Source organism: Bradyrhizobium agreste (assembly GCF_016031625.1).
GTDB classification, from domain to species: domain Bacteria; phylum Pseudomonadota; class Alphaproteobacteria; order Rhizobiales; family Xanthobacteraceae; genus Bradyrhizobium; species Bradyrhizobium agreste.
Map to the genome: position 1 here is coordinate 451,571 of NZ_JACCHP010000001.1, position 15,180 is coordinate 466,750.

At 58.7% G+C, this 15,180-nt stretch carries 12 protein-coding genes; all 12 read right to left on the reverse strand.

Annotated features, from left to right (window positions below; all coding sequences use genetic code 11):
• Positions 1 to 9 precede the first annotated feature (9 nt).
• Positions 10 to 1,656 carry a nitrogenase iron-molybdenum cofactor biosynthesis protein NifE gene (gene nifE, locus HZZ13_RS01850; protein ID WP_197957945.1) on the reverse strand — a complete coding sequence of 549 codons (1,647 nt, stop codon included), beginning with the start codon at positions 1,654 to 1,656 and terminating at the stop codon, positions 10 to 12.
• A gap of 97 nt (positions 1,657 to 1,753) precedes the next feature.
• The gene (gene nifK / locus HZZ13_RS01855; protein WP_197957946.1) at positions 1,754 to 3,310 is read right to left on the reverse strand and encodes a nitrogenase molybdenum-iron protein subunit beta; all 1,557 of its coding nucleotides are present in this window, start codon (positions 3,308 to 3,310) and stop codon (positions 1,754 to 1,756) included.
• Between the two features lie 66 nt (positions 3,311 to 3,376).
• Positions 3,377 to 4,879 carry a nitrogenase molybdenum-iron protein alpha chain gene (gene nifD / locus HZZ13_RS01860; protein ID WP_197958104.1) on the reverse strand — a complete coding sequence of 501 codons (1,503 nt, stop codon included), beginning with the start codon at positions 4,877 to 4,879 and terminating at the stop codon, positions 3,377 to 3,379.
• 446 nt (positions 4,880 to 5,325) lie between these two features.
• Positions 5,326 to 6,573, reverse strand: a complete 1,248-nt coding sequence (locus HZZ13_RS01865) for a cysteine desulfurase (RefSeq protein ID WP_197957947.1) — start codon at positions 6,571 to 6,573, stop codon at positions 5,326 to 5,328.
• Positions 6,570 to 7,892, reverse strand: coding sequence for a Fe-S cluster assembly protein SufD (gene sufD, locus HZZ13_RS01870; RefSeq protein ID WP_197957948.1), 1,323 nt, complete (start codon positions 7,890 to 7,892; stop codon positions 6,570 to 6,572). The genes HZZ13_RS01865 and sufD overlap by 4 nt, the downstream gene beginning before the upstream one ends.
• Before the next feature lie 19 nt (positions 7,893 to 7,911).
• Complete coding sequence (sufC, locus tag HZZ13_RS01875) at positions 7,912 to 8,664, reverse strand: Fe-S cluster assembly ATPase SufC (protein ID WP_197957949.1); 753 nt, start codon at positions 8,662 to 8,664, stop codon at positions 7,912 to 7,914.
• A 66-nt stretch (positions 8,665 to 8,730) separates the two neighbouring features.
• Positions 8,731 to 10,227: a Fe-S cluster assembly protein SufB gene (sufB, locus tag HZZ13_RS01880; protein WP_197957950.1), complete on the reverse strand. Its 1,497-nt coding sequence runs from the start codon at positions 10,225 to 10,227 to the stop codon at positions 8,731 to 8,733.
• A 194-nt stretch (positions 10,228 to 10,421) separates the two neighbouring features.
• Complete coding sequence (locus tag HZZ13_RS01885; protein ID WP_197957951.1) at positions 10,422 to 10,616, reverse strand: 4Fe-4S binding protein; 195 nt, start codon at positions 10,614 to 10,616, stop codon at positions 10,422 to 10,424.
• Between the two features lie 728 nt (positions 10,617 to 11,344).
• A complete protein-coding gene (ald, locus tag HZZ13_RS01890) occupies positions 11,345 to 12,457 on the reverse strand; it encodes an alanine dehydrogenase (RefSeq protein ID WP_197957952.1) in 1,113 nt (370 codons plus the stop codon).
• A 307-nt stretch (positions 12,458 to 12,764) separates the two neighbouring features.
• On the reverse strand, positions 12,765 to 13,811 hold the full coding sequence (hypE, locus tag HZZ13_RS01895) for a hydrogenase expression/formation protein HypE (RefSeq protein WP_197957953.1): 1,047 nt from the start codon (positions 13,809 to 13,811) through the stop codon (positions 12,765 to 12,767).
• A complete protein-coding gene (hypD, locus tag HZZ13_RS01900; protein WP_197957954.1) occupies positions 13,808 to 14,950 on the reverse strand; it encodes a hydrogenase formation protein HypD in 1,143 nt (380 codons plus the stop codon). Before hypD ends, hypE begins: the two co-directional genes overlap by 4 nt.
• On the reverse strand, positions 14,947 to 15,180 hold the full coding sequence (locus tag HZZ13_RS01905) for a HypC/HybG/HupF family hydrogenase formation chaperone (RefSeq protein WP_197957955.1): 234 nt from the start codon (positions 15,178 to 15,180) through the stop codon (positions 14,947 to 14,949). The genes hypD and HZZ13_RS01905 overlap by 4 nt, the downstream gene beginning before the upstream one ends.

Consider the following 15,180-nt stretch of genomic DNA (forward strand, 5'->3'; position numbering starts at 1 on the left):
GACGCCTCGCTATTCTGCGGCCTGTCGCAGGGCAGACGGCTCGGAAACCAAGATATCTTCGATGTGTCTTTGGCAGCAGCCACCGACCGCATTGGTATGCTCTCTGACCGCTGCGACGCTCTTCAGGCCGTGCGCGTAGATTGCATCCTCAATCGTGCCCAGATCGACCGTGTTACACACGCAGATCTTCGTCGCGCGGCGCTCAGTTTCGGCGAGCGTCGAATTGCGGGCGATCGCGGAGATCGGCGATTGCATTTGCTTCATCGCCTTGGCCAATGCCTCCCATGGTGCCGGTCGACGTAGCTGCTCCCACATCGGACTGGAGAGCGACTTATCTATCTCCTCCACCAGCTTGACCATTCCGACATAGCCCATATAGGCGTGGCAACGCTCCTGGTTGATATCGAGCCAGGGCATCACCGCTTTCAGCGCGACGAACTGCGACTTGCCGCCCGATAGCATGATGTCCGCTTTTGCGTCCTTCAACATCTTATACATTTCGCGCGGCGTCATGTCCTCGATCATGTGGGCATCCTGCCCCATGAGCTCCTTGATGCGCTCCTTGTCCTTCCTGGTTGATTTCTTGACGCTGGTTCCGACTAACTCAAGCCCTGCTTCTTGGAGCGCCGCAACGACCGACCATGACTTGACGCCGCCGGTAATCAACAAGGCCTTCTTGCCTTCGAATCGTGACTTGTACGGCTCTATCGCAGCCCATGCCCACGCTTCCTCGCGCGCGATCACTGCTTCAGTGCGGCCGAGCAGATCTGTCGGAGCGCCGCGCTCAACCAATAAGCGGGCAAGCTGACGCAGCGATTCGCTCGAATCTTGAATACCGTAGAACGACCCCTCGAAGAACGGGATCCTGTAGCGTTGCTCCATCTTGCGTGCGACGTTGATCATGGACTTTGAGCACACCAACATCGCCGCCCGCGCGCGATGAGATGACGCGACTTCGCGATATTTGCCGTCTCCGGAGATACAGGAGAGAATCCGTATTCCAAGCTCGTCTAGCAATGGCTTCACTTGCCAGAGCTCTCCCGAAAGGTTGTATTCCCCGATCAGGTTGATGTCGTACGGCGTGGTATAGTCCGGTTCTTGCGTCCCGATCACATACTCTAGCAATGCCTCGCCGGCGAGCTTGTTACCGAGGTTCTTCGAGCCGACGAAACCCGGCGAATTGATCGGGATCACCGGCTTTGCGAACCTTTGAGATGCTGCCTTACAGACTGCGTTGATGTCGTCGCCGATCATCGCCGGGATGCAGGTTTGATAGACGAAGATGGCGGGCGGGTCGCACTTCTCGATGATCTCCTTGATCGCTTTGCAGAGCCGCTTCTCGCCTCCAAATACAATATCGGTTTCGCTCAAATCGGTTGTAAATGCGGTACGCCACAGATTCGCGCCGGACGACGCCGCGCCGCGATTGTCCCAGGAATTGCCTTCGCACGCGATCGGACCATGCACCAAATGAGCGACGTCGGTGAACGGCTGCAACGCAATCTTGGCGCCATCGAAAGCGCAGCCGCCGGCAGCGCTACCCGGCTGCAGCTGTTTGGTGCAGCCGTTCTTGCGTTCAGCCTCCGACTTACTGCCGTTCTTGGCGCAGCCCGGCTCGTCGAAAATATTCTGGAGCGTGGCCGCTAGTGAACTCATCCCGTTTTCCTCTCAGCGGAAACTAATTGCATGGTCAACCCTCGTGTGCTTGTGCCATCGTCAAGTGCTTTGGCGATGGCACGCGCACGGTCGCTCATCAACGAATGATGTCGAAACTGTAGTCAGTTTTGCCAAGAACGTTTGTCTTCTTGTCGATCTCATCGAAGATCTTGTCCAGGATCTTCACCAGCACATTCAAGCCGCCCTGATAGCCCCATAGGGGGGAGCGGTGATGATGATGCCGATCAAAAACCGGAAAGCCGATGCGGATCAGTGGCGTTCCAGTATCGCGCTCCAGATACTTGCCATAAGTGTTGCCAATCAGAAAATCGACTGGCTCGGTGAACAGGAGTGAGCGCATGTGCCAGAGATCTCGGCCCGGATAGGCTTGGCAGCCCTGCCCAAATGGCGAGCTTGCAAGCAGCATCTGCATTTTTTCGTGCCACGCCTTGTTGCCGTTGGTGGATAGCACATGGGTCGGTTCGGCGCCGAGTTCGAGCAGAAACGCAGCCAACCCATAGCAAAGATCCGGATCGCCATAGATCGCGAACTTCTTGCCATGGATATGCGCGCTGGAGTCAGCGATCGCGTCGACCAGGCGGCCACGTTCTCGCGCGAGTTGCTCGGGAATCTCCTTGCCGCTGATGCGTGACAGCGCCAGGATAAAGTCATCCGTTGCGGATAAGCCCACGGGGTAGTTGAAGGATACGACGTCCTGTCCATGCTCAGCCACGAATGGCAGCGTTTTTTCGGTGCACCACTGCTGCATGGAGATTGTCGCCTTGGCGTGAACCGCGTTGGCCGCATCTTCCAGGGTCGTGCCTCCGTCATACATCCGGAATTCGCCGTCTGTCGGAGTATCGAAAACTTCAGAATTGTCCGCTAGAATCGTGTACTGGATGTCCATTAACGCCAAGATGCGCTTGATCTCGCGAAGGTTTCCGACGGTATAGCCATCGAACCCACCAATGATGTTGATCGCCCCGTTCTGCTTGCGCTGCAGCTTCGGCGCTGTTCCGGCCTTACCGTCCCAAAAATGCTCTAGAATGCCCTTGAGCGCATTGTCATAACCGGTAACGTGGCTGCCGACGAACGCTGGCGTGTGGGCGAATGGCACGTCGAAGTCTGCCGGAACCGAGCCTTTTTCTTTCGACGTCTTGATGAAGGCGTTGAGGTCATCGCCGATGACCTCGGCCATGCAGGTCGTCGAGACCGCAATCATCTTGGGTTTGTACATGTTGTAGCTGTTCGCGAGCCCGTCGATCATGTTATTCAGGCCGCCGAATACGGCAGCGTCTTCCGTCATCGACGAGGAGACGCAGGAGCTAGGCTCCTTGAAGTGCCGCGACAGATGGCTGCGGTAATAAGCCACGCAACCTTGCGAGCCGTGGACGAAGGGCAGCGTGCCCTCAAAGCCAACAGAGGCGAATACGGCGCCAAGCGGCTGGCATGCCTTGGCCGGATTTACCGCTAGCGCTTCCCGCGCAAAGTTCTTTTCGCGATATTCGGACGTTTTCGTCCATTCCTTGATACGTTCTACCTCGGCGGGATCGCGAGGATTCTCGAATATCTTTTTCTTGGCCAGCATCTGCTGGTATTCTGGACCGCGGAACAGCTCGAGATGATCGAGCACGTGTTCGGCACTCTGCGCCATTGTTGAAATCCTTCACTATCGAGACTGGTGTCGCCCCGGCTTTCCCAGAGAGCGAGATGAGTTGGTTTATTCTGCAGCCAGGAGCTTGGTCCTCGAAGCTTCCTTCCAGGGGGCCTTCGTTTTCTTCCACACCGGCGAGTTGATCGCCATGTCCATATCGCGCGCAAAGATCGCAAAGCCGTCATAGCCGTGATATGGGCCCGAATAGTCCCAGGAGTGCATCTGCCGGAACGGCACACCCATCTTTTGGAAGACGTACTTTTCCTTGATACCCGAGCCGACGAGGTCAGGCTGGAGCTTTTCGACGAAGCGCTCGAACTCATAGCCATTGACGTCATCGTAGATGAGCGTGCCGTCCTTTACGTAATGCTGAGCTGTGCGCTGATAGTCGTCGTTGTGCCCGAACTCGTATCCGGTGCCAATGACTTCCATCCCGAGGTCCTCGTATGCACCAATCACATGACGCGGACGCAGCCCGCCGACGTACAGCATCACCGTCTTGCCCTCCAGGCGCGGGCGATACTTTGCGACCACGGCGTTCACCAGCGGCTGGTACTTTTCAATCACCCGCTCGGCGCCTTCCTTAATCTTATCGTCGAAATACCCCGCAATCTTGCGCAGAGACTCGGCGATCTTCGAAGGCCCGAAGAAGTTGTACTCGCACCACGGGATACCGAACTTCTCTTCCATGTGGCGTGAGATGTAGTTCATTGAACGGTAGCAATGCAGAATGTTGAGCTTTGCCTTCGGCGTTGCCTCGAGCTCAGCCAGTGAACCGTCGCCGGACCACTGCGCGATCACCCGCAGGCCCATCTCCTCCAGCAGAATTCGCGATGACCAGGCGTCGCCGCCGATATTGTAGTCTCCGATGATCGCAACATCGTACGGCGTCGGCTCAAACCTTGGTTTGCTATCCGACTCGGGCTGGTCGAAAATCCAATCGCGCACCGCGTCGTTGGCAATGTGGTGGCCTAGTGACTGCGACACTCCCCGAAAGCCCTCACAACGGACCGGCACGATGGTCTTGCCGCCATATTCCTTGGATTTCGCTCTTGACACGGCTTCGATGTCGTCACCGATCAATCCTATCGGGCATTCCGATTGGATCGTGATGCCGTTGTTAAGTGGAAACAGCTCCTGGATTTCGTCAAGAATTTTGGCCAGCTTTTTGTCGCCACCGAATACGATATCCTTTTCCTGGAAGTCGGAGGTGAACTGTAGGGTCACGAAACTATCGACGCCCGTCGTGCCTACATAGTAGTTGCGTCGCGAGCCCCACGAATACTGACCGCAGCCGACCGGGCCATGGCTGATATGGACCATGTCCTTGATCGGTCCCCAGACCACCCCCTTTGACCCTGCATAGGCGCAGCCTCTGATCGTCATCACGCCAGGTATGGATTTAACGTTGGACTTGACCCCGCAGTCTGACTTGCCGGCTTGGTGAACGTTGAGGTGCTTGGCACGCCGTTTCGCGGTTTTCTCCGGATAGACCTTCAGCACCTCCTCGATCAGCTCTTTGTTGCGAGCCCTGATTTCTGCGATGCTCTGGGTCGTGGCGAGACTCATCTGATGTCCTTCAAAGTTAGCTGTTGCGGGGGCGGCTTCTTGACCAAGACTTTTGCAACCAGCATGCCAGCGTCTCGTGAGCACAAAAAACAGAGCAATCAAGATCACTTAGCGCACCTCGTGCAGTGACAGTGGGTATTGTTGCGAACCCGACATCACGCTTAGGGCAGAGAACTCTTGGTTTGGCGCTGTTCGAAATGGAACAAGGGCTGGTTATGGGTGAAATTGCCCGCCCAATTCTAGAACGTGTCCGCGATAGCAATGCTCCGCAATCGCGCTCGCCGGACCGAACTGGAAGGCCGCTGGCCTACACAGGGTTTCCAATGCTATCTATGCCTGCTGAGATCTGCAGGCGCTTACGTGCTGCGTAGACGATGAGGTGTATGACCGCATGCTCCAGATCTCAATGCGAGCTGCCTCGCCACCTGGAGTCGTAGGCTCGCCAATCACGAGAATAGCTGCCGCGCCTTGATCAGCGCACGCACAAGCACATCAATTTCTTCACGTGTATTGTAAAGTCCGAGGGACGCACGGCACGTCGCTAGCACGCCGAAGCGCTTGAGCAGCGGCATCGCACAGTGGGCCCCGGCCCGCATCGCTACGCCAGCGCGGTCGACGACGGTGGCAATATCATGGGCATGCGCACCCTTCATATCAAAGGAAATGATCGGCCCCTTCTCGGCCGGGGTCCCGATCGTGCGCACGAAGTTGATGTCCGCCAGCCTCTCCTGCGCGTAAGCGAGCAGTACGCTCTCGTGCCTGCGGATCTGCGCCTTGCCTATTGAATTGATGTAATCGATAGCCGCCCCCAAACCGATGGCGTCGACGATCGGCGGCGTACCCGCTTCGAACCGATGTGGCGGATCACCATAAATGACGCCGGAACGCGAGACCTCGCGGATCATCTCCCCGCCGCCATTGAAGGGCGGCATCCATGCCAGATGCTCAGATTTGCCGTAGAGCACACCGATCCCCGTCGGACCATAGAGTTTGTGGCCCGTCATGACGTAGAAATCGCAGTCAATGTCGCAGACGTCGGCGCTCAGATGGACGCATCCTTGCGAGCCGTCGACCAGCACCGGGATACCACGAGCATGCGAGATTCTCACCACATCTTTCACCGGCAATACCGTGCCGAGCACGTTCGACATCTGCGTGATTGCAATCATCTTGGTGCGCGGGGTCAGCAGTCGCTCAAAATCATCGAGCAAAAAGTTTCCGTCATCATCCACTGGCGCCCATTTGATCACTGCACCGAGTCGTTCCCTGAGAAAGTGCCATGGCACAATGTTGGAATGGTGTTCCATAATCGAGAGAACGATCTCATCACCCGGGGTAATGCGTTCACGGCCAAAAGTCTGGGCCACCAGATTGATTGCCTCCGTGGCGCTCCGGGTGAAGATGATCTCTTCGTTTAAATGCGCGTTCACAAACCGCGCCACCTTGGTACGGGCGTCTTCATACGCCTCTGTCGCCGCGTTAGCGAGGTAGTGCAAGCCGCGATGAACGTTGGCATATTCGCTGGAGTACACCTGCATCATACGGTCAAGCACCGCGGTGGGCTTTTGCGCGGATGCAGCGTTATCGAGGTAGACAAGCGGCTTGCCGTACACCGTCATAGCGAGCGCAGGAAAGTCTTTACGCAGACGGTCGACCTCGTAACTGCCATTGCTCACGGCGGGATGTGCGCTCATCGCCCGGCCCGCAGCCAGTGTTCAGCTTGCGCCGTCACAAGATCGCGCAGATTCTCGGAAGTGATCTCCTCAATCGACTCGCCAATGAACGCTTTAATCAACAACATCTGCGCATCCTTCTCTGGTAGCCCCCGGGCGCGCAGATAGAATACGAGAGTGTCGTCCAGCGCACCCGATGTCGCTCCGTGGCCGCAGGTCACGTCGTCAGCCAAGATTTCAAGCTCCGGCTTATTGTCGACCTCGCCCTGGTCGGATAGGAGCAACGCTCGCGTCGTCATGGTGGCATCCGTGTTCCGGGCGGCGGGACGAACGATAATTCGGCCTTGAAACACCGAGCGACCGCAATCGTCTACGACCGCGCGGAACTTCTCTCGACTGGTGCAATGTGGCATCGCGTGGTCGACCACGATCGTTGTGTCCGCGTGGAGCCTATCCCTGATGAGATTAACCCCATTCGCCGAGAGCTTGGTTCCCTCGCCGGCCAGCGTGATGAATTCCTGATAGCGGCTGATGGAGCCGCTGCAGGTCATACTGAAGAGGTCGAGCTTGGCCCTGGCGCCGACTGCGATGATCGCCGACGAGATATTTACGGCGTCAGAGGCAGCAGCTGCCACGCGGATATACGAAAGGCTCGCCTCGTCACCAACCAGGGCGATTATCGCATCGTTGGCTTGATAGCCGCTCGCGCGTTCAGCCGGGACGAAACTTTCCACGATGGCCGCATGCGCTCCTTTACCGAGCTGCAGATAGCAGCGTGTAAAGGTGGACACCGACAGTCCGGTTGCGACGTGAACGATTTGGATTGGACGCTCCAGCGCATTGCCGTCGGCGACCGTAATCACCAAGCCATCTGTCGCCATCGCGGCATTGAGCGAGATCGCCGGATCGCTCGTCGTCGACAGCACCAGACCGGCCATGGCCCCAGTGGCCGAATTCTCCAGAACCTCTCGCAGCGACCGCACAACGACTTCGTTTTCCAGGTCGCCGAGATCGGATAGCTCCGGCGCGAATATGCCATCCACCAAAACCAGTTTGACCGCCTGATCGGCAGCCACTTGCTTGACCGAGACCTTTGCGCGCACCAGCGCCTCCGCATCGGGTCGCGGAGCGAGCGGCAGTACCTCGCCGATCAGGGCGCGCAGATCTGTGTATTTCCAATCCTCCATGCGCCGATGCGGGAGGCCGGTACGCTCGTAGATCTCGAATGCCCTCTCCCGGATTTGGGGGACAGGGCCTGCACCGGGCAGCCGTCCACGCGCTGCAGCGAAAACATTGCCCATTGCACGCTCAGCGTCGGCTTTGACCAAAACCTGCTTCATCGGGAAATCCCTAGAGCCGTCAGGCCGCGTCTTCGAATTGGGCGTAGCCACAAGCCTCGAGCTCCAGCGCGAGTTCCTTGCCGCCGCTCTTCATAACCCGCCCTTTCGACATCACGTGCACAATGTCCGGCACGATATGGTCGAGAAGCCGCCGATAGTGGGTGATCACGATCATCGCCCGTTCCGGCGAACGTAAGGCGTTGATGCCGCTGGCGACGATACGCAGCGCGTCGATGTCGAGGCCGGAATCGATCTCGTCAAGGATGCACAGACCCGGCTCGAACAACGCCATTTGTAAAATTTCGTTGCGCTTTTTCTCGCCGCCGGAGAAGCCGACATTGACGCCGCGCTTGATCATGTCCTGGGGAATGTTGAGCGAACCGGCCACCTCGCGGACTCTTTTCAGAAATGCGGGGGTGGAGAATTCCTGTTGGTCGCGCGCCTTGCGCTGGGCGTTCAGTGCCGCCCGCAGAAAGTTCATGGTGGTCACGCCGGGGATCTCGACTGGATACTGGAACGCCAGGAACACGCCCTTGGCGGCACGCTCGTCCGGCTCCATCTGCAGGAGGTCCTCGCCCTTGAACAGGATCTGCCCGTCGGTGACCTCATAGCCGGGTTTGCCGGCGATGACGTGCGAGAGCGTCGACTTGCCGGAGCCGTTCGGCCCCATGATCGCGTGCACTTCACCGGCATGGACGCTAAGATGCAGGCCGCGAATGATTTCGCGGTCTTCGACACCAACATGCAAATCTCGGATTTCGAGTAGCGCCATTCTGATCTGCCCCCTGAAATGCATCATGTGGCGAGCCGCATTCGAGGTGGCTCGCGGGAGGTTTGGTTATCCGACGGATCCGTCGAGCGAGATCGCGATTAGCTTCTGCGCCTCCACTGCGAACTCCATCGGAAGTCTTTGCAGAACTTGCTTGACGAAGCCGTTGACGACGAGGCCGACCGCCTCTTCCTGGCTGAGCCCGCGCTGGATGCAGTAGAACAGCACGTCCTCGGAGATCTTCGAGGTCGTCGCCTCGTGCTCGAACGTCGCCGAGGAGTTCTTGGCCTCGATGTACGGCACGGTGTGCGCGCCGCATTTGTCGCCGATCAGCAGCGAATCGCAGGCGGTGAAGTTGCGCGCCCCGGTCGCCTTGCGATGCGCCGTGACGAGGCCGCGATAGGTGTTCTGCGACTTGCCGGCGGCGATGCCCTTGGAGATGATGCGGCTCGACGTGTTCTTGCCGAGATGGATCATCTTGGTGCCGGAATCGACCTGCTGGAAGCCGTTCGAGATCGCAATCGAGTAGAACTCGCCACGGGAATTGTCGCCGCGCAGAATGCAGCTCGGATACTTCCAGGTGATCGCAGATCCCGTCTCGACCTGGGTCCAGGAGATCTTGGAATTGGCGCCGCGGCAGTCGCCACGCTTGGTGACGAAATTGTAGATGCCGCCCTTGCCTTCCGAATTGCCGGGATACCAGTTCTGCACCGTCGAGTACTTGATCTCGGCATCATCAAGCGCGACGAGCTCGACCACGGCCGCATGCAGCTGGTTCTCGTCGCGCTGCGGCGCGGTGCAGCCTTCGAGATAGGAGACGTAGGAGCCCTTGTCGGCGATGATCAGCGTGCGCTCGAACTGGCCGGTGTTGCGCTCGTTGATGCGGAAATAGGTCGACAGCTCCATCGGACAGCGCACGCCGGGCGGCACGTAGACGAACGAGCCGTCGGAGAACACCGCCGAGTTCAGCGTCGCATAGAAATTGTCCGAGGTCGGCACCACCGAGCCCAGGTACTTCTGCACCAATTCAGGGTGCTCGCGGATCGCCTCCGAGATCGGCATGAAGATCACGCCGGCCTTCTTCAGTTCGGCCTTGAACGTGGTCGCGACCGAGACCGAGTCGAACACCGCGTCGACCGCGATCTTGCGCTTGGCCGGATCGTCCTCGCCCGCCTTGAGCTCGATGCCCTCGAGCATGGCGACTTCCCGCAGGGGAATGCCGAGCTTCTCGTAGGTCTTCAGGATCTCCGGATCGATCTCGTCGAGCGAGGTGACCGTCTTCTTCGGCTTTGGTGCCGCGTAATAGTGGATGTCCTGGAAGTCGATCTTGGGATAATTGACGCGCGCCCAGGTCGGCTCGGTCATGGTCAGCCAGCGGCGATAGGCCTCCAGCCGCCACTGGAGCATCCAGGCGGGCTCGTTCTTTTTCTGCGAGATGAATTTGACGGTCTCTTCCGACAGCCCCTTGGGAGCCTTCTCGGAGTCGATCAGGGTCTCAAACCCATAACGATACTGGTCGACGTCGATGCGCTTCACGCGCTCGACCGTCTCTTGTAGAGCTACCATTGCCCGCTCCACTCACGCAACGATAACTCCCGCCGGCGAGGATGGCGTCGCAATCTCTCTGAGCGGATCGCGCAAGTCGCCGCCAACTCGGGGCCAGCGAGTGAGAGAAACAGGAGATGGATCCAAAAGACGGCGGCTGACGATAGCGTGTTCATCATGTTTCGCGCCGGAGCTCCTCTCATCGGTTACCCCACCTATGCCGGCACGCAGGTATCTGGCACCGGGCAAACGACCGCGCATTGCGGCGCGTCAAATTGCCCCTCACATTGCGTACACTGGGTCGGATTGATCACATATATATCGTTCTTCAGGCTGATCGCGGCATTGGGACATTCGAACTCACACGCACCGCAGACGGTGCACTGGGATGCGATTATCTTGTAGGCCATCACTCCGATTCCATGAGCAAAAGTTGCGCGACAGTTTCTTGCCTTCAAGTCTTGTGCCAGACAGTTAACCTTGATTTGTCTGGGCTATTTTCGATAACGCAAGTCGCCGCCTCGACATCGTGTCGCAATTCCTACAACGCGCATGACAGCAGCTTGATGTCGATGCCGTGGTTTGCGCATGGTCATCTTTCGGCAGTCAGCAATCAGGTGAACCGCCTTCGTCAGTCTGCAATGCATCCTAAGGCCGCCGTGCCGCGGCTAGGATCGATACGCCGCGCGACTTCACAAAGTTCTCCGCCGATGTGTCAGGTCGACCCCAAGCCGCACCTTGTTGGTTCCACTCATCGGGACAGCGGCGGCTTCGGCGACCGCACCGCGATAAACCACCCGCGCAGTCATCGCCGGTCCGATCGGCGTTCCACAGCCAGCGGCGATCGCGCCAGATAAAGTGGCTCCGTGATTGCGGGTCCTCTGCGGACCCGCGGGACACATTCTCAATTGCCTTGGATTACCTGGCCAAACCGGCATTCATATGCGCTGTATGGGCGAACGTACATTGTCTCGCATCGTGCGGACGACTGAAGCCAGGCGTTCGTCTGGTGATCCTTCGCTTCGCTCCGCGTTCCAAATAACTGCCGACGGCGGTCAACAGATCGATGGAGCCGAAAAAAAGCCACCCCGAGGGGTGGCCTAAGTCAGGGAGGAAACGCCCATAAGGGCCTCTGGGATCAGGCCGCAGCCTGTTCGATCGGTGAGAAGGGCAGCCCGAGGCTTTCGGCCACCGCTTTGTAAGTTAGTCGGCCCCGATGGACGTTGAGGCCCGCGCGCAAATGCGGATTTTCGAGCACGGCGGAAAAACCCTTGTTGGCCAGAGCCAAACCAAACGGCAGCGTCGCGTTATTCAGTGCCTGGCTCGAGGTCAGCGGTACAGCCCCCGGCATATTGGCGACGCAATAATGAATGACGCCATCCACTTCGTAAGTAGGATCAGCGTGAGTGGTTGGGCGCGATGTCTCAAAGCAGCCGCCCTGATCGATAGCGACGTCCACGAGCACCCCCCTCTTGCGCATCGAGCTCAGCATGCTCCGGCGGACCAGTTTCGGCGCGCTCGCACCTGGAACGAGCACCGCACCAATCACCACATCCGCCGCAAATACCTCTTCCTCCACGGATTCGATAGTCGAAAATCTGGTGCGAACGCGTCCTTCGAAGAGCTCGTCCAGATCGCGGAGCCGGCGTATCGAACGGTCGATGATGGTCACTTCTGCGCCCAAACCGACCGCCATGCGTGCCGCGTGCGTACCAACGACGCCACCTCCGATCACCACGATTCGGGCAGGCTGAACACCGGGCACCCCACCGATCAACAGCCCTCGTCCGCCTGCACTCCGCTTCAGGGCGCTACCCGCCGCTTCGATCGCAAGCCTACCCGCGACCTCGCTCATCGGCGCCAGTAGCGGAAGACCACCATGCGCATCAGTTACGGTCTCATAGGCGATCGCGGTGCATCCAGATTTCAGGAGGCCCTTGGCCTGATCAGGGTCGGGGGCCAGATGCAGATAAGTGAAAAGGATCTGATTCTCCCGCAGCTGACACCATTCGGACGGCTGAGGCTCCTTAACCTTTACGATCATCTCGCTCGATGCGAATACCTCAACTGCGGAAGTTAGAATCGTTGCGCCAGCATTGCGATAATCGTCGTCGGTTGCACCAATGCCAGCGCCGGCATTGGTCTCGATCATCACGCGGTGGCCCGCTGCCACGTATTCGCGGACAGCTCCCGGGGTAAGGCCCACGCGATATTCGTGCGCTTTGATTTCCTTGGGGACTCCGACCTTCATTTGAAAACTCCCTGCCTGGAGCGCCTTTCTAATCGGAAGCGAGCAGGGATATTGCGACGCAGCCGTCAAAATGACGCAGAAATTCAGCGATATTTGGCAAGCTTCGCAGGATTTCAAACCCACCGGTGCCGAGCGGATCGTGTGGCCATGCTCGCTGAGCTTAACCGTCGAAAATGCGTGATCGCGATGAAGTTTCGAATTGCGTTCTCGGCTCGTGGAAAAGCTAACAACCGAAATCCAGCCTCGCCGAAACTTCTTAAAGAGCGGGGTCGCAGTCTACCGGTTGGGTAGGCTCGCCCATATGTGTTCAACAGATCCGAGGCAATTGTTCGCCCCACAACCAATCAACGATTCGCCGGCCGCCGAAACCGGTTGCCATCTGCACAAATCTCCGATCGTCAGCTACCGCCTCGCCAATATCAGCTGCATCGGACCCGAGCGGATGCGCCTTCATGGCTGCAAGCACGGCATCGGCCAAATCAGGCGCGACGATCGCAACGAGCTTGCCCTCATTGGCGACATGGATCGGATCGAGACCAAGGAGCTCGCAGGTAGCTGCAACCGCGGGCTTCACCGGAATGGATGTTTCCTGCAGACGGAACCCGAGGTCGGATTGATGCGCAATCTCGTTGAGGGTCGCGGCAAGCCCACCCCGCGTGGGGTCGCGCATCACCCGGATGCTGCTACCGCCGGCGGCAACCATGACCGCTACGAGATTATGCAACGCTGCGGAATCCGAGACCACCTCGGTTTGAAAAGCGACGTTCTGACGTTTTGACATGATCGCCACCCCATGATCCCCGAGGCTACCGGACACCAGCACACGGTCCCCGACCCTTGCCTTGTCGGCGGAGAGATCGAGCCCATCGGCCACAATCCCGATGCCGGTCGTAGAGATGAACAAACCATCCGCCTTCCCGCGCTCGACGACCTTGGTGTCTCCGGCAATGATGTAAACGCCGGCCGCCCGCGCTGCCGCGCCCATCGACTCCGCGATTACCTTCAGATCCGAAAACCGGAAGGCCTCCTCGATGATAAAACTGGCCGACAGATAGAGGGGACGCGCGCCGGACATCGCGACATCATTGATCGTGCCGTGCACAGCCAGTGACCCGATATTGCCGCCGGGAAAGAACAGCGGGGAAACCACGTAGCCGTCGGTCGTCATCACCATCCTGCCTGCCGCAACGTCAAAGGCCGACTGATCATTGCAGCGGGCGAGCCATTCATTACCAAAGGCTTGGTGAAAAAGGCCGGAGATCAGCTGTGCCATAGCGCGGCCCCCGGATCCATGGGAAAGATCAACGCGTCCGTTCTCGACGTCGAGCTTGCGTTGATAACCCTTTACGCTCATGACGGCCGCCTCAACTGTTCATCGCGAACTCGGCCGTAGGTCCAATACGCCGCACAAGCGCCTTCCGATGACACCATGCAGGACCCTATGGGAGTTTCCGGCGTGCAGACGGTTCCAAACAGCTTACACTCGACCGGCCGCTTGGCGCCACGCAAGATCGCGCAGCACTCGCATGCCGGATTGTCTGCGACACGCAAGTCGTGGATCGCAAAACGCGTCTCGGCGTCGAATTGCGCGTAAGCCCGCTTCAGCTTCAGTCCGCTGTTGGGTACGAGTCCGAGCCCTCGCCATTCAAACTGCTCGCGCGGTTCGAATATCTGCGATACCTCCTCCTTCGCGCGCCGATTGCCCTCGCGCGTTACCGCACGACTGTATTGGTTCTCCACCTCGTAGCGATCTTCGTTCACCTGCCGCACCAGCATCAGGATCGCCTGCATCACATCGAGCGGCTCGAATCCCGCGATCACGATGGGCTTGCCGAATTGTTCCGCCAGAGGCTCGTAAGGCTGCGTACCAATAATGGTGCTGACATGTGCAGGCCCGATGAAGCCGTCGATTGGAATCCCGCCGGTGTCGCGGATTTTGGGGTTCTCGAGAATGCTGTGCATCGCAGAGGGTGTAAGCACGTGGTTGCAGAACACGCTGAGCCCCTTCAGCCGCTTCCTCTCGGCAATTCGGATCATCACCGCCGTCGGAGGCGTCGTGGTCTCAAATCCAATGGCAAAGAAGACCACCTCGCGGCTCGGTGCCTGTTCGGCGAGCCGGATAGCGTCGAGCGTCGAGTAGACCATCCGAATGTCTGCGCCGAGCGCTTTGGCTCGCAACAGGGACTGTCCTTGCGACCCAGGCGCGCGCAACAGGTCGCCGTAGACGCACAGAGTGACCTCTGGTCGGTCGACGAGCCGGATCGCCATATCAATTCGGCTGGCGGGCAGAACGCAGACGGGACAACCGGGCCCGTGGATCATGCGAACGTTCGCGGGCAACAGATCCTCCAGGCCGTAGCGGGAGATCGCATGAGTGTGTCCGCCGCAGAATTCCATGAACCGATAGGCTCTTTGCGAACTGACCTCGGCGCCAATCGCACGCGCGATTCTCTGCGCGATGGCCTGGTCGCGAAATTCGTCGGCATATTTCACGATCGGCGTTCTCCTGCGCCGCCTAGCTCCTGCAGGAGCTGCAGCGTGCGCTTGGCTTCCGTCGGATCGATCTTGGCCAGCGCATAGCCGACATGGACAAGGACGCAATCGCCGACCTCGAGCTCGTCGACGAGAGCAATCGATATCTCCAGGCTGATGCCATCGATGGACACCGTGGCCATGTCGTTGGGAAGAATTTTCGCAATCTTTGCCGGCACTGAAAGACACAT